Annotated in this window: 13 protein-coding genes; 5 read left to right on the top strand and 8 right to left on the bottom strand. The window is 58.4% G+C overall.

Annotated elements, in window-relative coordinates:
- Positions 1-3: 3 nt before the first annotated feature.
- Positions 4-1536 carry an ABC transporter substrate-binding protein gene (locus JS536_RS05555; RefSeq protein WP_214356122.1) on the bottom strand — a complete coding sequence of 511 codons (1533 nt, stop codon included), beginning with the start codon at positions 1534-1536 and terminating at the stop codon, positions 4-6.
- 302 nt (positions 1537-1838) lie between these two features.
- On the opposite strand from JS536_RS05555, the gene JS536_RS05550 reads away from it, so the two are divergent.
- Entirely contained in the window at positions 1839-2897 is a 1059-nt protein-coding gene (locus JS536_RS05550) for a LacI family DNA-binding transcriptional regulator (RefSeq protein WP_214356121.1), read from the top strand.
- Between the two features lie 555 nt (positions 2898-3452).
- Here JS536_RS05550 and JS536_RS05545 read toward each other — a convergent pair.
- Positions 3453-4406, bottom strand: a complete 954-nt coding sequence (locus tag JS536_RS05545; protein WP_214356120.1) for an amidohydrolase family protein — start codon at positions 4404-4406, stop codon at positions 3453-3455.
- Positions 4407-4747: 341 nt separating this feature from the next.
- Complete coding sequence (locus JS536_RS05540; RefSeq protein ID WP_214356119.1) at positions 4748-5545, bottom strand: SDR family oxidoreductase; 798 nt, start codon at positions 5543-5545, stop codon at positions 4748-4750.
- A 192-nt stretch (positions 5546-5737) separates the two neighbouring features.
- Between JS536_RS05540 and rhmD the strand changes: the two genes are divergently transcribed.
- The 3 genes from rhmD to JS536_RS05525 all read left to right on the top strand — a co-directional run bounded on the left by rhmD (position 5738) and on the right by JS536_RS05525 (position 8891).
- On the top strand, positions 5738-6964 hold the full coding sequence (gene rhmD / locus JS536_RS05535; RefSeq protein WP_214356118.1) for an L-rhamnonate dehydratase: 1227 nt from the start codon (positions 5738-5740) through the stop codon (positions 6962-6964).
- Positions 6965-7189: 225 nt separating this feature from the next.
- Positions 7190-7981, top strand: a complete 792-nt coding sequence (locus tag JS536_RS05530) for an HpcH/HpaI aldolase/citrate lyase family protein (RefSeq protein ID WP_214356117.1) — start codon at positions 7190-7192, stop codon at positions 7979-7981.
- Between the two features lie 130 nt (positions 7982-8111).
- Positions 8112-8891 carry an IclR family transcriptional regulator gene (locus JS536_RS05525; protein ID WP_214356116.1) on the top strand — a complete coding sequence of 260 codons (780 nt, stop codon included), beginning with the start codon at positions 8112-8114 and terminating at the stop codon, positions 8889-8891.
- Between the two features lie 242 nt (positions 8892-9133).
- Here the strand turns inward: JS536_RS05525 and JS536_RS05520 are convergent, their stop codons facing one another.
- Positions 9134-10186: a WYL domain-containing transcriptional regulator gene (locus tag JS536_RS05520; RefSeq protein WP_214356115.1), complete on the bottom strand. Its 1053-nt coding sequence runs from the start codon at positions 10184-10186 to the stop codon at positions 9134-9136.
- Positions 10187-10310: 124 nt separating this feature from the next.
- Positions 10311-11006, bottom strand: coding sequence for a hypothetical protein (locus JS536_RS05515; RefSeq protein WP_214356114.1), 696 nt, complete (start codon positions 11004-11006; stop codon positions 10311-10313).
- Between the two features lie 226 nt (positions 11007-11232).
- Here JS536_RS05515 and JS536_RS05510 point away from each other — a divergent pair, with 226 nt between their 5' ends.
- Positions 11233-11466: a hypothetical protein gene (locus tag JS536_RS05510; RefSeq protein WP_214356113.1), complete on the top strand. Its 234-nt coding sequence runs from the start codon at positions 11233-11235 to the stop codon at positions 11464-11466.
- Between the two features lie 234 nt (positions 11467-11700).
- Here the strand turns inward: JS536_RS05510 and JS536_RS05505 are convergent, their stop codons facing one another.
- The 3 genes from JS536_RS05505 to JS536_RS05495 form a co-directional block, all read right to left on the bottom strand.
- A complete protein-coding gene (locus JS536_RS05505; RefSeq protein ID WP_214356112.1) occupies positions 11701-14538 on the bottom strand; it encodes an alpha-L-rhamnosidase in 2838 nt (945 codons plus the stop codon).
- A 41-nt stretch (positions 14539-14579) separates the two neighbouring features.
- On the bottom strand, positions 14580-16151 hold the full coding sequence (locus JS536_RS05500) for a family 43 glycosylhydrolase (protein ID WP_214356111.1): 1572 nt from the start codon (positions 16149-16151) through the stop codon (positions 14580-14582).
- Between the two features lie 64 nt (positions 16152-16215).
- The coding region (locus tag JS536_RS05495; RefSeq protein ID WP_214356110.1) for a family 43 glycosylhydrolase at positions 16216-17924 on the bottom strand (1709 nt) is incomplete at its 5' end.

Genomic DNA, 17924 nt, shown 5'->3' with positions numbered 1-17924 from the left:
GGGTTAGTTCTTCTGGAAGTCCCTCAGCTTCGGCGCCAGCGCCTCAACATCGGATTGTGTGGGAATGGAAACTGACTTCGAATGGGCATAGAAGTTACCGGTGTACGCCATGGGCGCGAACCACGCCTGGTCGATGACATACTGGTTGATTTCCTGGAGAAGCTTCTTGGCGGTCGCATCATCGGCCGTGGCAAGTTCTTTCCAACGAGAATCCACGTAATCATCCTTCTGATGTTCGAGATTCCAATAGCCGGAGGAATCCATTTCAACCTGGACCTGCTGCTTCGCGTTTCCAAGATTGCCAAGACGCCAAAAGACCACGGGGTACGTTCCACTGAGCAGATCTGAAATAGCGTTCGCTCCGCTCAACGGAACCTGCTTGACGGTAATGTTAATCTTCGCCAACTGCTGCACGACATATGGAATCAATTCCTCGAGACCCTGGCCCGTCATAGTGGGAAGTTCAATCTCGAACCCGTCCTCGTATCCGGCTTCCTTCATGAGCTTCTGAGCCTTCTCCACGTTGAACGGATACGGGTCCTTAAGATTCTCGATATAGGCGGCGGTACCTTTACGGAACACCTGTGCCGTCGGCTCGCCATATCCGCCGAACAAGGATTTGACCATAGCTTCCTTATCGAAAACCATGTTGATGGCCTGACGGACTCGTACATCGCCTAGAGCGGGAATCTTCTCTCCCAAATGATCAGTGAGCAACAGTCTGGTGGTGATTCCTTCGAATTGCTCTACCTTCGCGCCAAACCCCTCGACCTGCTTGATATCGCTCATATTGATAAGGGTGCCGTCAATCTGTCCCGCCTGCAGTGCGGAAATCGCCGCGGTCGAGTCTTCGATGACTTTGATTTCGAGATTCTCGTAGGGATAAAGGTCGGAGTTCCAATAGTCCTTATTCTTGGTGAATGTGTATACGGAACCTCGAGTGGTCTTTCCGGAATCCAGCACATAAGGCCCCGTGCCAATCGGGGTGTCGTTGACCTGTCCCGAATCAAGAAGCTCAGTGGAGCTGATTGCGACGTTGCAGATTTTTGATTCGATGACCGGCTGCGAATCCGGCCAATTGATTCTTACTGTCAGATCATCAGGGGTATCAATGGTCATACCTTCATAATCGCCAGTGGAACTGCTGTGCGTGGCGTAATACTTAAAGGACGACTTGACGTCTTCGGAAGTGAATTCGGATCCATCGGAGAATTTCACTCCAGAACGGAGATGAGCGGTGAAGCTCTTCCTGTCTTCGCTGATTTCCCAAGTCTTCGCAAGGCCTTCTACAGGTTCCCCTTGCGCATTGCAGAACACAAGCTTGTCCCAGATGGCTTCACCGGCCCATCCTTGGAAGCCCGGCTGGATGCTGGGATCCCATCCTTGGATGTCGGAGTTCATTCCGAGCACCAACGTGTTTTTGTCCCCTGCCGCTGCAGATGATCCAGCAGTGGAACTTGAGCATGCTCCCAATGAGATTACCAGTGATGCGCAGACCAGGCCTGCTGAAATCCTGCGGATGGTCGGACCGTCCATGACTTGCTCCTTGTTTCCGGCGTTTCTGCCGGTTTCCCTATTCTTCGTTGAATATGTGATTCGTCGTTTTACTTCGAATCGGTACCACCAACAATCATTGTTGGATTATGTGTATTGTTCTACACGATAAGACCTTGGGACTGTATTGTCAATTCCTTTTCGGCATGTTGCCGGTATTAAAAGTCTCTTACTCGAGAAACATTGGATTTCCAGCTTTTCGCATATAGGTCTTATGCAAAGTCACTCTCGGTCATTTATCTCGGAGAGGTAATGAGATAACTGGAATTGTGTATAATAAAATTATGACAGTCAAAGATGAATGTAGAACAATATACACAAAAGCAACCATCAAAGATGTCGCCAAAGACGCCGGCGTCTCCGTAGCCGCAGTCTCCAAAGTCCTCAGGAATGCATACGGAGTCAGCGAAGAAATGCGCCAAAAAGTGAATTCGTCCGTCGAACGCCTCAACTATCGACCAAGGACAGCAGCCCGCTCCATGAGAGGGAAATCCTATACGGTCGGCGTAGCCATGCCGGAATTGTCTTCCCCGTTCCCTCCACAGATTGCGGACGAGATAGATCGCTTTTTTAAGCAGACACCTTACAGAGTCATCGTAACCATATGTGGCACCGACAATGACGAAGGGGTCCGCTCAATCGAGTCGTTGATTGACAGGCAAATCGATGGCATCATCCTCATCTCCCCGTGGCTGGACGCCGATTGGCTGGAACAATTAGGCCAGCAAATCCCAATGGTGCTTATGGCCAGGAATGGGGTGGGCCAGCATTTCGACACGGTTACCGACAACTCGTTCGAAGGTGCCATGGCAATGGTCGACTACCTTGTTACCCTCGGCCATCGCAATATCGCCTATACATCCATGCCTGACGGCGGGTTTTCCCCTCCGTTCACCTTGTCCCACACCACCCGACAGTCGGGATATGAGAGCGCCATGCTCATGCACGGCCTGACACCGAGAGTAGTTGTTACGACGTATAGCGAACAAGGCGGTTATGACGCCGCAGCACAGCTGCTTGATTCCGACAATCCGCCCACTGCGATTTTCGCCGGCTCCGATATAGCCGCTTTTGGCGTAATGCGAGCCGCATATGATCGTCATCTGGATATTCCGTATGATCTTACAGTTACGGGGTATGACAACGTTTTTGCTTCTGGTCTGCACGGCATCGATTTGACCACAATCAATGAGGCGGATAGTGGAATGGGGACAAAGGCGGCGCAAATGCTACTCAGCCGAATGAACGGTAGAACGGATCCTGTATGTCAGATTGAATCGCCGTCTCTGATAATAAGAAGGACTAGTGCGCCACCAAAAACACCTAAACGCAATAACAGCTGATTTTCCAATGTTGTCTATTCTCAGCGGATAGTTGACGCATGTCTCGGAGGCATGGTTGACGGTATCTCCTGAGACATGGTTGACGAGTGCCTCGGGGGGGGCATGGTTTACATGTCGGCGCCTGTTAACTGGTGTATCCATACAAGGACAACAACCGACGACCCGTCAACCATGCCTCCGAGACATGCGTCAACTATCCGCTGAGAATAGATATAATCTGATCTGAATCGGCCATATACCGAACGTGCTCTCGGTGACGCAATCATGAAGGCCCACAACGGTCGTCTGCTCACCTCGCGCATCTTCGACTGGAAACGCGTGCGCGCCGTCGAAATCACGCGTGCCGCAGAAGGCTCGAAACCACCGAGGCTTATATGGCCGACAGCGAACACATCGGTCACCTGCCGGTCCATGTCGCCGAGCGGGATCGCGCCCTGCGCGTGCTCGTGCCGCCCGCGGTCGCACGCGTGCGCGCCGAGGACGATGACAGCCGCACGCTCGCCGCAATCGAACGAGATGACGCGATCCGGTCACCGGCGAGTTCCTTGCGTAACGTCAGAACCGGTAGTACCGCCGCGCGTTCGCAACAAACATCGCGTTGCGTTCGACCGCACTCAGCGTCTCGACGCAGCGTGCGAAGCCGTGGATGATGTCCGCGTATGTGCCGTGCAACTTGTCGACGGGGAAGTTCGACGCGAACATCGTGCGGTTCACACCGAACGAGTCGAGGACTGTGTACACGGCCGGCTTGATGCTTTCCAGCGTCCAGCGATGGTCCATCGACACAAGTCCGGATATTTTGACCACGCAGTTGCCGCGCTTGCCGAGCTCGCGCAGCCCGTCGCGCCACAACTTCCAGCCGGCGAAGTCGCGGTCGGCCCACATGCCCGCGTGATTGAGAATGAACAGCGTGTCCGAATGCGCGTCAATCACTTCGCACGCGCGGCTAAACTGCGTCGGGTAGAGCTGCATGTCGAAGCTCATGCCGTACTTGCCGAGCAGAGCCAGTCCGGCAAGCCACTGTGGGTCGTCCATGTACGGTTTGTCGACGTAGTGATACAGCGGATGCGTGTGCATGTTGAGATTCTGACGGAAACCGCGCACGTTCGCATACGCGGCCTCGCGCTCGAGCGTCGCTTCGATGTCAGGCGAGCTCAGATCGCCGCCGGCGACAATCATGATCGGACAGTCGGATTCGTCGCTCATACGCTGCACGGCATCGACTTCAGCAACCGGATCGGCTGCATTCGCCTGCACATGCACCGCACCAACGAGTTCAATCGGCGTGCCGTCGGTTTCCGCGCGCAGATCATCGGCCAGATAGTCGCCCGCGTCGAACAGCGGATCCCACGGGCCTTCGAACGTGAGCGCCTTCGAACGGTTGAACCACGGGTACAGCGTGGTGCGCATCAGGTGAACGTGCGTGTCGATGAACGGCCTTGGCTCGCTACGTTGCGCGTCGGTTTCCGGGATGATAGTGGTCAGTCGGTCGATGACGATTTCGCTCATGCTGTCTCCTTTGACAGTGGTGTGTGATGACGGTGTGATGAAGATAACGATGGCTGATGGACAGCGGGCGAAACTGCACCAACCATGTGCGTAGTCTCGCCAACTAGCACTTTGCCGGATTTAATGTGACAGGTTCTGACTACCCCTCAGTCACTGCGTGACAGCTCGTCCTGCAATTACGGTCGGGGCTTGTGCTCCACGCCGTTGCTTGCTCGCCTGTCGGGCTCGTACGTTGCCTGCAAACAAGCTCCGCTTCTTGCAGGCAACGTCCTAGCAAAGGGAGCCGAGACTAAGGAATGCGGCAGTTAAAATCTGACACAATGTGCCGCTGTGGCGGCGAATCAGAGCACGGAACGGGTGTCGTTCTCGTACGAGTTGCGGCCCTGGCCGGTCGCAGCCGTGGTGCCGCCGTCGACTGGCACCACGAGGCCGGTCAGGTATGAGGCGTCGTCGGAGGCGAGGAACAGCGCGATGCCGGCGCAGTCTTCGGCGCGTCCTGTGCGGCCGAGCGCCACGCGGTCGGTGTACGGCTTGACACGCTCCGGGTCGGTCCACACCTCCTTGTTGATGTCGGTCTGGATGAATCCGGGCGCGAATGCGTTCACGCGTACGCCCTTGGCACCGTAATCGAGCGCTACGCAGCGCACGAAGCCGTTCATCGCGTGCTTGGTCGAGTTGTACGCGGTCTGTCCCCAGTCGCCGCGCAGTCCGGAGACGGACGTGTCGACGACGATGTTGCCGTGCGACTTGATCAGGTGCGGCAGCGCTTCCTTGGTCAGGTAGAACAGACCGTCGAGATTGACGGAAAACAGTTTGTGCCAGACTTCGTCGGACACGTTTTCGATTTCGCCGCCCTCGAAGATGCCGGCGTTGGAGACGACGACGTCGAGATGGCCGAATTCGTCGACGACGGATTGCACGAGTTCAGCAACTTGCTCATGGCTGAACACGTCGGTGATGTGCGTGTAGCCGTGCTCGTAGCCGGCGATGGTTTCATCGAGCGGGGCCTGCTTGCGGCCGACGGCGACGACGATTGCACCGTTGTCGAGGAACGCGCGCGTGATCGCGCGGCCGATGCCGGTACCACCGCCCGTGACGATGACGACTTTGCCTTCGAAATGATATGTGTTTCTGGTCATATGAAGCTCCTTCGGCACAGACGGCAGACGACTATAGGGGCGTGGTCGGCGGTGCTTGCGCGCCGACGCGCGCCGACCTCACTATAGGTACCAGTTCACCACACGTGGAACACTGTCCCATATATAGGGACGCCATTCCATACGTTGTAGCGTTGCACGTATCAACCAATTCCGCGACGGAGAGGAACCACTATGACGCTGGCGCCATCATTGAAGCTGCCCACGATCACCGCCATCCGCGCCTACTCGATGGGCGGGGCCGCGGCCAAGGTCCACGGTCAAGGCGGCGGCGACTACCACGACCAAGGTCACGACCACTGGATCGACGACCACATTGCCACCCCGATGAGCAAGTACGACGAGTACAAGCAGTCTCGCCAGTCGTTTGGCATCAACGTGCTCGGCACGCTCGTCGTCGAGGTCGAGGCGTCCGACGGCACCACCGGCTTCGCGGTTTCCACCGCGGGCAATCCGGGCTGCTTCATCGTCGAGCATCATCTTTCCCGTTTCGTCGAAGGCAAACGCGTCGACCAAATCAAGCTCATCCATGACCAGATGCTCAACTCCACGCTGTTCTACTCCGGTGGCGGCGGCGTGGTCATCAACACCATCTCCTGTGTCGACCTTGCGCTGTGGGACCTCTATGGCAAGGTGCTGCACCTGCCGGTCTATAAGCTGCTCGGCGGCGCTGTGCGCGACACAATCCACTTCTACGCGACCGGCGCACGCCCCGATCTCGCGCAACAGATGGGATTCATCGGCGGCAAAATGCCGACCCACTGGGGTCCGGCTGACGGCGACGCCGGCATCGCCAAGGACATCGCCATGCTCGCCGACATGCGCGAACGCGTCGGCGACGACTTTTGGCTCATGTTCGACTGTTGGATGAGCCAGACCGTCAACTATGCGATCAAGCTCGCGCACGCGGCCGCTCCGTACAGGCTCAAGTGGATCGAGGAATGCTTCCCGCCGAACCAGATCGAGTCGTACCGACAGCTCAGGAAGAGCATGCCCACGGGCATGCTCATGACCACCGGCGAGCACACCGGCACGATCGAAGGGTTCAAGGAACTGTCCGACGCGGGCGTCGACATCCTGCAACCTGACGTCGGTTGGTGCGGCGGTGTGACTTCGCTGTGTGAGATCGCGGCAATCGCTAAGTCGCGCGGCCAGCTGGTCGTGCCGCACGGCTCATCTGTCTACTCGCATCACGCGGTGATCACGTTCACGAACACGCCGTTCAGCGAGTTCCTGATGACCTCGTCACATGCTGACAGCCTGCGTCCGCAGTTCGACCCGATCCTCGTCGGCGAACCCGTGCCGGAAGGCGGCATCATGACTGCCGAACAGCTCGACAAGCCCGGTTTCGGCGTCGAACTCAACCGCAACTGTCCGCTCGAACGTCCGTTCCAGCATTGATTTTTACCAAATGGCAAGCTCCCCTTGCCAGAACATTGCCTGCCGGTGAGCCATCAACGGCGCAGGGCGCAAGCCCCGACCGTATTGCAGGACGATTTGTCAGCGAAGCTGACTGAGGGGTAGTCGAAAGGTGTGGGCCTAGCTTTCGGTCTCTCTCAGTTACGGCTTCTCCATGCCAGCTACCTCGCCCGAGGCGAGCTTAGGTTTTCCGCAAAGGAGCGTTGCATGACTTCCATATCCCTGCCGCACAATTCGTTCAAGGCGGCACTCAAAGTCGCCACGACCGCGAACGATCCTGCCAGTCGTCCACAACTCAAGGGTCTGTGGATTGCGATGGGCTCTCCCACGTCCATTGAAATCGCCGCCGAAATCGGCTACGATTGGTTGCTCATCGACGGCGAGCACGGCCCGAACGACCTGACCACGATTCTCGCGCAGCTGCGCGCTTGCCACGGCTATCCGACCACGCCGATCGTGCGTCCGCCGGCGGCCGACCCGGTGCTTATCAAGCAGGTGCTCGATCTCGGCGCGCAGACGCTGCTCGTGCCGATGGTGAACACGCGCGAAGAGGCTGAGCTAATGGTCCGCGCGGTCGAATACGCGCCGAGCGGCATCCGCGGCGTAGGCGGCGTGATCGCGCGTTCCGGCCGCTGGGGGCTGATTCCGGACTACATGACCGTCGCGCGCGACGAAATCTGCCTGATCGTGCAGGTCGAATCGCGCGAGGCGCTCGACAACATCGATGACATCGCGTCCGTAGACGGCATTGACGGCGTCTTCATCGGACCGGCCGACCTGTCTGCGTCGCTCGGCCACCCAGACGATGCCGGTGCGATTCAGGACGAGATCCATCGCGCGTTCGACGTGATTGCCTCCCATGGCAAGGCAATCGGCTCGCTCGCGTTCGACCCGGCCGCCGCGCGCAAGTACTTCGAGTGGGGTGCGTCGTTCGTCGCCGTCGGCGGCGACACCGATGTCTACGTGCGAGGTCTCACCGCCGAACTCGCCCAGTACTAATCTTCTCTTCTCGGCTCCCCTTGTCGGGGGAGCTGGCGGCGAAGCCGACTGAGGGGTAGTCAGGAAGTTGACTCCCTGTGCCACGCCATGTGTCCTTGCGCTGACGAGGGGAGTCAAGAGAATGAACGGTATGATCCGAACCGATGAACCCGCCGTCCCCGGCGCACAGACCCTAATCAACGGCATTGCCGTGCTCAGAGCCGTCGCCGCCGGGGCTCACACGCTCGCCGACCTGACCGCGGCAACCGGCCTGTCGCGTAGCACCACGCACCGTCTCGTGCAGGCGCTACGCGCCGAACGCATGCTGCGCGACACGGTCGAGGGCACGCTCGCCCTCGGCCCGGCGCTCATCGAACTCGGCTTCCAGGCGCGCGAGGACATTTCTGTCCCTGCCATCGCGCGCCCATACCTGCTAGATTTGTCCGATGAAACACGTGACACGGTCCATCTCGCCGCGGAGGACAATGGCGAAACCCTCTATCTTGACAAGGTTCGCGGCAATCGCAACATCGAAATCCGATCGTGGCCGGGCTGCCGCATGCCGCTGACCTACACCGGCATCGGCAAGGCGCTGCTGCTCGACTGTCCCGACCGCTGGGAGCGACAGTATCTCGATGACCGTGCGCGCATGGAACGTCAGCCCGAACATGACTATTCCGGCGCAGCCGCATTCGCTCACGCGATGGGCCGCTATGCGCGTCAGGGATTCGCGTTTGACTTGGAAGAGAACGAGCCCGGCGTACGCTGCATCGCCGCGCCCGTGCGCGACGCCGGCGGCGCAATCGTATGCGCCATCTCCGTCTCCAGCTTCAAAACGTTCATGCCCACTGACCGTATGCGCCAGCTCGGCCCGTTCGTGCGTGACACCGCCGACACAATCTCCCGCGACCTCGGCTGGAACGGGCGGTAACGGTCGGCGAACCACGAAACTAAGCTGGTGTGATCAACGATCGGAAGGATCGAGACTACGAGTACGTGCACCAGCTCGCACCGGGGAAGGATCTGGCCGGACGCACGATGATCCTCGAATTCGAAGGTGTGTACCACGATGCGGAAGTACGGATCGACGGGCGGCAAGGTCGCGTTTCGCCCGTACGAATAGTCCATGATATATGTCGAAAGTACGTGGTCGGCCGTGAACCGATGATTCCCCTACACGACCCCACCGTAAAGCCCTGCAAGATAGGCGCCCGTCTCACGCAGGGAATCGCGCAAAGACTGCGGGGAGAGCACCTCGATGAGCCGGGTCGAAGCGTATTGCAGGACCCAGCACAGGACGGCATGCTCGTTGGCCGTGACCCACACGTCGTACACGTCCCCGTCAAGCCGCGTGACCCTGGCATCGTCGAACCAGTCGTAGACGGGCTCCAGCGTCTTGCGGATCCTCAAATGAACGGGCACGGCCGCCTCGTTCATCGGATAGGGCCGCTCCTCCATATGCCGGTCCAAATCGAACGGGACGCCCGGATGCGGGTTGAGGCTCTCGAGCGTACGCTCGAGCGAATGGTCGGCCCCGTCGACCTTCAGGTCGCGGATCCGCTCCACGTGCAGGTAGGACAGGCCCTCAAATGGATGCATGTGGCAGATCAGGTAGTATTTCCCGTTCCGGTACATCAGCCGGTACGGATCCGCACGGTACTCCCTTATGTTGCCCTCCGCGTCGCGACGCGGTACGAGCGAACCATCCACATCGTACGTGCAGTAATGGAAGCCGATGGCCCGCCCGTGGTCGATGGCGTCGTTCAGCAGTTCGATGTTGTTGAGGAACTCACGGTTGTAGTTGCGCGGCGTACGCGGCTCCCCCCCCATGTCGTCGACCTGCCCGGAACGGCCGGCGAACGAATACACCTTGGCGATCAGATCACGCAGATAATCGCCATCCGAACGGGAGATGACCGCACCATCCGCAAGCAGACGCATCTGCGCGGTATCGAACACGGGCTCGATATACCAGCCCGGCCTCGGATCGGCGCTCTCCGCATGCTCCAGGTCACGGCGCATGATTCGACCGACCCTGCGCCCGAACGGCTGGATCCCTTCCAACGTATGCAGATGCCCGCGCACGGTCTTCTCGGTCACACCCAACTGTTCGGCGATCCAGGCGGCGCTCACCCCGTGCTCGCGATCCGTATGGCCATCCAGCAGCTCGAGGATGCCGACCACGATCTGCGACGTGGGAGGAGCCGGACGAGCCACCACAGCCATACGCACACCCTCCATCCCCGGCATCACGGCAACCAACCGCCAAGCCAAGACCGGTAGAAAACTACCGCCCATTCTAACCCGGCGCATCAGCAGAACCCACCGCATGTGACGACCCTCCGCCTACTTAGCGGTCGTCCTGACCGCCGGTCAGCGTTGACATTTCACTCTGCTCACGAATCAGGCGTTGCTGGCCGATCGCTCGGCTGATTTCGACGGCTGCGATCAGGCACATCATCATGGTCTGTCTGCGCGCCTCCTGGACCCTCAGTCGTTCGGATTCCTCCATGCTGCGCCGATGAGCGTAGGACTCCCATTGGGAAGCCGCGTCGGCGAAGCATTGTGCTCTTCCGCATATCAGCATCTGCAGCATGTAGGCGTTCGCCTCCGCTCCACGGCATGAAACGGGGAAACGCCACGCCAACGGCCTCATCGCCGCCTCTATCCTGTCATGCTCGGCCTGAAGACGAGCCAGACGGCCCCGGACCTCGGCATCCGGCCCGGACAGGCGGTCCATACGTTTCCGGTACTGCGCCAACGAGGCGACCAGCAGCAGAGTGGCGACGGTCAGGAGCAACCATCCGAACGGGACGGCATCCGAATCACCGCTCGACGCCAACACGATGAGAATGCCGAACGCGCATGCGATGCCGCCAAGCACCCCGAGAATCAGACAGTACGCGCCATACGTGTCGGTCTTATCCAATTCGGTCATGACCTGCCGTTGCAGGCCCTCCACCCGCTGCAGCCGCGCGTATTGTCGGTCCAGCTCCGTCATGACCTCGATCAGGCCGGTCCTGCTCATCGCACCCAAATCGTCCATATGCGCTCCTTCGCCTGGCAATCATCCGTGATTCCAACGTAAACAGCCCACAGACTATCCAGTAGATATCTACCGCTTGATATACGGCATGAGGACTCGCCCCGTCCATCATCCGGGATTGGCATGTACCTGCTCATCTCAGGGATAATGTCGTTACCGGTGAAGCATGCCGTGCCATGCATCACAGTGATGCATGTAGGGGACGCTGCCAACCAGAGGAGGCATCATGACGTTTATTGCCAAGAACGGCCGCGTGGTCACCGATGACATGCTGGACCGCTGGCCGGAGGACGCCGACAACGGCGAGTTCGGAGGCATTCCCGGACCAGCACATCCCGGACCGGTTGTCCCAATCTCCCAGCGTGACAAATCACCCTCCGTTCTGCCGACCGATACCGTGCTGCGATCGGACGCCGATTTCGACGCGTTCGAACGAGAAATTCTAGGCGATGACAGGTAGCACCGCGGACCGCCATCTACGTAAAAAGAGCCCGGAACAGCTTCCGGGCTCCACAGAGAGAAGAGAGAAGAAGAAGGTTCAGTTATCCGGCCTTGCGGCCTGCATCCATATAACCGCGACTACTTCAACGAGATACGGGCACAGCGCATTGTATGTCATCGACCGCGAACCTATTACCTCACCCCTCAGCAACTGCCCGAAGTTCCCATAGAAGGAAAGCCACATGCGGACTCATCATTCAGCTACGCCCGCCAACGCCTGATCAAGCGAGTCGATGACCGCATTCACGGAGTCAGGATTGCCTAGGCCCATCATTTCACCATGGGCACGGAGCATATCAGCGAGTGGCACACCTTGCACAATGGAAGGCACCTTGGTGCTTTCGGACATAGGCAGGACTGATTGAATCGCTCGCCGCGTGGGCTCATAGGACAGAAGCTGTCCAATGGGCATTGCGCTGCTGTACGTCGCGACCAAGGCTTGCGATGTTCGATACCGCGCATGATATGCGCCCGGTCCAACGTGGCAGATTCCGTCAACGACATTACCGAACAAAGGGTTCCTGTCATCTGTGAATGCATCGGATGCAGCCAGCGGTAATCTGATATCCGCCTGGCAGCCAAACGGTACAGTAATCTCTATCTCAATGTGATTCGTGTCTAGACACCGCCATGCGACGCGGTATTCTCCGGCGGCGGAATCATAGGAAGCTTCGATGTGCCGAATTTTCCAATTGACCTCCGGGGCGATAAGCGCATGCCGGAACCCCGCTCCATCGGCTGACTCTACTTGCCGGATGCCTGCCGCATAGGCGAATATCCATTCGGCGATTGCGCCATAGGAGTAATGGTTGAGACTGTTCATTTGCGTACCGGAGATACTGCCGTCGTCACGGATGCTGTTCCATCTTTCCCAAATCGTGGTAGCCCCGAGTTTGATTTCCCTCAGCCATCCGGGATATTCCTCGTTTAGCAGTAATGTGTACGCCAATCCTGACAGCCCGCTATCTGATAATGTGGGGTTCAAAATCGAAGTGCCCACGAACCCGGTTTCGAGCTTGTCGTCATTGTCGCGGAACAACGTACGCAACCGCTCACGTGTCCAAGTTTCATCTGCGCTGAGATGATATTTTAGAGCAAGCAGCAACGCGCACTGTGTTTCGCAACAACATCTTCCAGATGGGGTAAAGTACTCATACTCGATCCATTCCCGGACCCGGTCGGACAGGTTACGGTATTCCACAGCGTCTTTCTCGTGCTTGAGCAATTCCGCGGTACGTGCCAGGATGTCGGCACTGGCCATGTAATACACGTAAGCGACGTATCCAGCATCCGTACCTCCCATGGTCTCCTCCTCGGTACGGTGCCGCTTATCCAGCGCGAGCCAGTCCCCGTATTGGAATCGCTTGCCCCACATACGGCCGTTGCCAGATTCATCGGTCCGTCGCACCCATTCCACCCAAGCTTTCATGGACTCATATTGCGTGGCAAGAATGCTGGTATCACCGAAGAACCGATACAGTGTCCATGGAATGAATGTTGCGGCGTCGCCCCATACCGCGGCTGTTGTGGTATGCCGGAGCGCTGGTATGTATTCGGGCACCATGCCATTGTTGTTTGATTGTTCGGCAGCCATGTCATGCAGATATTTGCCGTAGAAAGCATAACCGTCCTCTAGATAGCAGGCGGTGGGACAGAACACTTGGGCGTCGCCGGTCCAGCCAAGTCGTTCATCTCTCTGCGGACAGTCGGTCGGCGTATCCACGGCGTTGGATTTGAATCCCCAACGTACATTGGCGATAAGTCGGTTCACCAAGTCACTGCCTGTCGTCAGACGTCCTCTAATGCCGAGACGGCTGTAGACAGCGTATCCCATGAAATCCTCTTCCTGCAGATTTTCCACACCGGTGATTCGCACGTACCGATACCCGTAAAACGTGAACTTCGGTTCGATGACCGCTGGCCTGCCTTCGGAAATATACCGGTATTCGGCAAGCGCGGTGCGCAGGTTGTCACGGTAGAAATCGCCGTTCTGCAATACTTCGCCAAATTGCAGATGGACTTCTCGTCCTTTCGGCTCATTGACTGATAAACGGAATATGCCGGAGAAGTTCTGTCCAAGGTCTAGGACAGTTACATCGTCGATTTGGTGAACGATTCTCGCCGAGAACCGTTCATGGACGGTCACTGGTGGGCTGAGGCGTGCTTCCAGACGCCCGGACGGCGCATCGGTGACGGAACAAGAAACTACCGCGCCATCGATTAAAGTATCATCACGATGTTCACCATCGTAGATGCCGGAGAAAGTGATGGTGCTGGCCTTGGCCGTCCAGTGTTTGTCATCGGTGCCAATCACCGTTTCGCTGCCATCTTCGTATACGACGTGCAGTTCGGCTATGAGCTTGCGCTCCTGCCCGTATATCCCGGGATCTCCGGCTCGTGATTCGAAACCCATACGGCTGGCATACCAACCGTCGGCGAGCATTACGCCGAGTATGGAGCCTGAGACAACCATGTCAGTTACATCGTAGGTCTGGTATTGCACCCACTGATCGTAATCTGTATAGCCCGGAGCAAACAGTTCATCACCGATTTTCATGTCATCAATGCAAGCCTCATACATACCAAGTCCGCTGATGTACAGTCTGGCCGATTCGACGCGTTTATTGTCCTTGAGGTCAATCGTCGTCGAGAGGACAGGGAGCCGTTCTCCGCAATCGGCGGTAATCCATTGAGCGGACCAAGGCTCGCCGAGTTTCCCGGTCTCGAACCAGTTGAGTCCACTGGTTGTCTCTTCGCCGGCATCCGTACGCACGCCTACAGTCCAGTAGTATCGGGTTCGTGGCTTCAGTACCGCCTCGGAAAGGCATGTAGTCCCGAGGCTGTCGAGCTCATTCGACCAGTCGGTATCGACTATCGGATCATTTAAATCGTCGTGCTGGGATACAATGATTCGAGCAGAAATCTGCCGCTGTCCTTGTGAATCGACCACTTTCCACGCGAACGTTGGCTCTCTCAGCTGATAGCCCAACGGATTGGTGAGATGATTGATTGTGCATTGTTCGATATTCATATCAGTCCTTCATCGGTGAACATCATTGTCTATCGGCATAGTCAGAAAGCCAAGCCGGCAATGTCGAGAAGCCCATTCCCCGAGTAATGGAAAGTCAGGGTCCAAATGCCAGCCAGCTCAAAATAAAGACGTGAATGAGTCCAGTTATTCGACGGTTCGACGGACAGCTTCCCGAGTAACTTAGGATTGTCGTCAACAACATCACCGTCGGCCACGACGAAAGCGCCGCTATCAGGAGGTTCGGCGTAGACGGTTAGGGCTCCGGAAGCCGAACCACGCAGACGGAGCGTCAGCGTGGTTGGTCCGTCGAACTTGAACCACTTGTATGCGATGACGGTACCATCACATATCTCACCAATAAACCGGGCCGTGTCGTCGTTACCGACATGCGGCATAGGCTCGGCGACCGGATTATCCGTCAGATGAGGCATATGGCCGTTGGTCAGGTTACAGCAAATCGTCGCCGGGTATTCGCCTACCGCGCATAACGGGCCGCCGTTCAGACCACAGCTAGACATCTCAACCTGAGCGATGGAACCATCCTCCGCAATGCTAATCGGCTCGGCGCATCCTTGTCGTGAATACAGGCTTTTGTGGGTCTGCCTATGATAGAACACATACCATTGACCGTTCACTTCGATGATGCTGCCGTGGTTGTTGCCAGTACAGGCGAGTCGATCGGCAGAGGTACGCCCTTGATAGCCAACATCTCCATTGGACACGATGACGCCGCGATAGACGAAACCATGGTCTGGATACCTGCTTGTGGCGTAGCACAGTTCGTGGTTCGCCTGTGAGGAGTATATGAAATAGTAGATGTCATCAATCTTGCGGATGCTGCTGGCCTCGAAAAACGCATGGTTCTCGAATCCGGTACTGGCGGCCGCCAACATGCCGGGAACAATGCGCTTGGGATCCGAGGCCACGGTGAGCATGTCATCTGCCAGTCTCACCGTATTCGCCCCCATGATGTCGTACGGTGAGGCATCGAGCTGATCGGCGGTTTTACCGAACATCTGCATCTCCAATTGTCTCAGCCGCTTCGTAGACAGCATCATGGATACGTCGACGTCCGGAGGCAGGGTGCCCGGGTCCACGCCGAGCGACCAGCCATAGTACAGACGAATAACCCCGTCATCGTTGATGACGCCGGGATCGAAGGTGATGTCTCGTTCGAAGGTAGTGCCATCCGGGTTATGTACCTCACCGTAATATTCATAACGGCCGGCCGGCTCATCGCATACTGCAACGTGAATCGGACCAGTGAAACGGTCACCACCAGCCATGGCGTAGTACAAGTAGTAGCGGCCATCGTTGCCCTGCACCACATCGGGTGCATACAAATATCGGTCATGCTCGGCACAAGTGGGATCCTGCTCGGCACGATAGATTTCGCCGTCGCATCGCCAATCCGTCAAATCGTCGACCGGCGCACTCCATGCCTCGTACGGCAGCATGCAGTAGGTGCTTCCGTCTTCCTGATCATGGGATCCGAAAATATATAGCCGATCCCCGAACACATGAGGCTCACCATCCGGTATATACACGTTTGTGGGCAAATATGGATTAAAAACCTGACGGAGTGTTGCACCATGTACAGTATCGTTCACCATCAACCATCGCCTTTCTCTTTCGTATGGGTCCAGCCTGATGAGCCCATACGGATTATGGGAATAATCAACATACCTTGACGACCTTTCCTTCGGTGATACCTGCGGCGTTGAATGCGTCGACGCGCACGTACACCGGCTGGCCGGCGATCAGTGCACCGATGCGCTGGGAGCCGCGTTCGGGACCGAAGACCATGTAGCTGTGGTAGAGCTTGTCCGGCGCGTGGCCCCAGAGGATGTTGTGACCGGTGGCGTCGTCGGCGGGCTCCCAGGAGACGGTCATGTCAAGGTCGCCCTCGCGCGTGGCGGTGACGTCGGCGGGCGCCGCCGGAGCCGGTCCGGAGGCAAGACCGAACACACGCAGGCCACTGACCGCGGCCGGCTGATCGAACGGCGTTTCGAGGACCGTGAGCCGTAGGTAGCGGATCGCACGGCCCTCCCCGAGGACGATGAAGTCGTGCGGCAGGTTGGTGTCGGCGTCGCCGCGGTCGGCCAACGCCGACCACTGGGTGCCGTCCTCGCTGCCCTGCAGCAGCCAGCGGGTGCAGTGTTCGGCGGTGTCAATCACGCGCAGGCCGCTCATATCCGACTTGGTTGGGCCATCGGCCGGGGGTTCTGCCGCGATGCCGTCGTCGGCGAAATTCACCTGCACGGCGTGCACGTCGCGCACGTCACCCAGATCGATCTCGACCCATTCACCGGGGTCGGCCGAGGCGGCACGCCACCAGGAGCGGATGTCCTCGTCGGCGACATGCGCCGCCTCTTTGCCCGTTTCCTCGGACGACGCCTTGGCGGCCACCCCGTAGGACAGCAGCATCCAGTCGGGTTTGGCGAACGCGGGGGTCTCGGGGTTCACGGGCCAGTCGCCGTAGCGCTGGTCGCAGAACAGCTCACCGTCCGCGTCCACGCCCGCCTTCCACAGGCCCAACCGGCGTTCCATGTTGTTGGTGCGGCTGATGCGCATCGTGGAGGCATGCCAGTAACGTCCCTCGCGGTCGAGCAACGTGGAGCCGTGGCCGGCACCGGTGGCGAAGCCGCCCGGCTTGTAGGAATACGGGTTGTTGGCGGCCAGGGTGAACGGGCCCAGCGGCGAGGAGGATTCGTAGACGCCGTCGCCGTAGATGTTGAATTCGGTGCCGGGTTCGGCGTATTGCAGCAGGTAGCGGTCGCCGACCTTGGTCATCCATGCGCCCTCGATGTATGGGTCGGTGCCGAGGAAGGCCTGGGCGGTGGCGCGGATCTTCTCCTCAGAGTCGAATCCCATGGCGGCGCGCTGCTCGGTCGGGGCCTGCATCATGCGCGAGACCATCGCCTCGACCTCGGCCTGCACTTGTTCGGGGCTCTTGGGCGGCACGTGCTCGTCTCCGGTGCGCTCAAAGCCGTGCTCGGCGGTGTTGCCGAAGATCAGCGGCACCGGCTCGCCTTTGCGCTCCATGGTGTCCGGGTCGAGCTCCACGCCGTAGATGGGGGTCACGTTCGAGCAGCCCCAGTAGAAGTAGAGGCGGCCGTCGTCGTCCAGGAACATGTCCGGGTCCCAGAATTGGAAGGTGCCCTCGATTTTCTCGAACGGCTCGCGCAGCGGGTCCTTGGAACGGTAGAACGCGCTGTTCTCACCCATTCTGGAGGCGCAGAAGTACATCCAGTCGCCGATCCGGCGCACGTCGGGAGCGTAGTCGCAGGCCGGCATGGTGCTCAGGAACGGGTGGCGTGTCCATTCGACCAGATCGGGGCTGGTCAGGAAGCCGTTCGTCATCGAGGGGAACAGGTAGTACAGCC

The organism is Bifidobacterium sp. SO4 (assembly GCF_018555355.1).
In the GTDB taxonomy this organism is placed as follows: domain Bacteria; phylum Actinomycetota; class Actinomycetes; order Actinomycetales; family Bifidobacteriaceae; genus Bifidobacterium; species Bifidobacterium miconisargentati.
The sequence above is the reverse complement of the archived record's forward strand: the minus strand, read 5'-3'. Positions and strand labels throughout refer to the sequence as shown.

What these genes read in the sequence shown, in the direction of transcription:
- JS536_RS05510 (WP_214356113.1), top strand. Translation starts at nt 11,233, where the DNA reads ATGACGTTTATTGCCAAGAACGGCCGCGTGGTCACCGATGACATGCTG.
- JS536_RS05500 (WP_214356111.1), bottom strand. Translation starts at nt 16,151, where the DNA reads ATGGTGAACGATACTGTACATGGTGCAACACTCCGTCAGGTTTTTAAT.
- JS536_RS05550 (WP_214356121.1), top strand. Translation starts at nt 1,839, where the DNA reads ATGACAGTCAAAGATGAATGTAGAACAATATACACAAAAGCAACCATC.
- JS536_RS05530 (WP_214356117.1), top strand. Translation starts at nt 7,190, where the DNA reads ATGACTTCCATATCCCTGCCGCACAATTCGTTCAAGGCGGCACTCAAA.
- JS536_RS05515 (WP_214356114.1), bottom strand. Translation starts at nt 11,006, where the DNA reads ATGGACGATTTGGGTGCGATGAGCAGGACCGGCCTGATCGAGGTCATG.
- JS536_RS05545 (WP_214356120.1), bottom strand. Translation starts at nt 4,406, where the DNA reads ATGAGCGAAATCGTCATCGACCGACTGACCACTATCATCCCGGAAACC.
- JS536_RS05555 (WP_214356122.1), bottom strand. Translation starts at nt 1,536, where the DNA reads ATGGACGGTCCGACCATCCGCAGGATTTCAGCAGGCCTGGTCTGCGCA.
- JS536_RS05505 (WP_214356112.1), bottom strand. Translation starts at nt 14,538, where the DNA reads ATGAATATCGAACAATGCACAATCAATCATCTCACCAATCCGTTGGGC.
- JS536_RS05520 (WP_214356115.1), bottom strand. Translation starts at nt 10,186, where the DNA reads ATGGCTGTGGTGGCTCGTCCGGCTCCTCCCACGTCGCAGATCGTGGTC.
- rhmD (WP_214356118.1), top strand. Translation starts at nt 5,738, where the DNA reads ATGACGCTGGCGCCATCATTGAAGCTGCCCACGATCACCGCCATCCGC.
- JS536_RS05540 (WP_214356119.1), bottom strand. Translation starts at nt 5,545, where the DNA reads ATGACCAGAAACACATATCATTTCGAAGGCAAAGTCGTCATCGTCACG.
- JS536_RS05525 (WP_214356116.1), top strand. Translation starts at nt 8,112, where the DNA reads ATGATCCGAACCGATGAACCCGCCGTCCCCGGCGCACAGACCCTAATC.